Origin of the sequence: Arthrobacter sp. SO3, from assembly GCF_020532825.1 — a bacterium.
GTDB lineage: Bacteria > Actinomycetota > Actinomycetes > Actinomycetales > Micrococcaceae > Arthrobacter.
The window spans coordinates 1-751 of record NZ_MQTS01000236.1 but is presented as its reverse complement, the minus strand read 5'-3'; the positions used below and the strand labels follow the sequence as shown (position 1 = coordinate 751).

1 protein-coding gene is annotated in these 751 nt (G+C 66.6%); it reads left to right on the top strand.

The features are described from left to right. Positions 1-751: IS256 family transposase (locus BJQ90_RS20050; RefSeq protein WP_413463723.1), on the top strand; the 751-nt coding region annotated here is incomplete at both ends.

Genomic DNA, 751 nt, shown 5'->3' with positions numbered 1-751 from the left:
ACCAGTCTGCCCTGCTTGACCTTCTTGGCCAACTGAAACTCACCGACGTCTCCGATCGGATCCGTGCCGCGACCGAAACCCTGTACCAGCAGCTCATCGAGGCCGAGGCGACCGCGTTTATCGGCGCCGCCCCGTTCGAACGCTCCGAGACACGGACCACCCAACGCAACGGGTCCCGGCCCAGGACCTTGACGACCACCGCCGGGGACCTGAACCTGAAGATCCCCAAGCTGCGGAACGGGTCGTTTTTCCCGGCCCTGCTGGAACGCCGCCGCCGCGTGGACCAGGCCCTCTACGCGGTTGTGATGGAGGCCTACCTCCACGGGGTCTCCACGCGGAAGGTCGATGATCTGGTCAAAGCGCTCGGGGCCGATACCGGGATTTCCAAGTCAGAGGTGTCCCGGATCTGCGAGGACCTGGACCACGAAGTCGGTGCGTTCCGGGACCGCGATCTCTCGGCCATGGACTACCCGTACGTTTTCCTCGACGCCACCTACTGCAAGGCCCGCGTCGGGCACCGCGTCGTGTCCCAGGCGATGGTGGTCGCCTTCGGCGTCGCTGCGGACGGACGCCGGGAAGTCCTGGGCTTCGACGTCGGCGACAGCGAGAACGAGGGCTTCTGGACCGCGTTCCTGCGGTCGCTGAAAGCCCGCGGCCTGGAAGGGGTGAAGCTGGTGATCTCCGACGCGCACAGCGGCCTGAAGAAGGCCATCGGCACGGTGTTCCAAGGCGCGGCGTGGCAGCGTTGCCG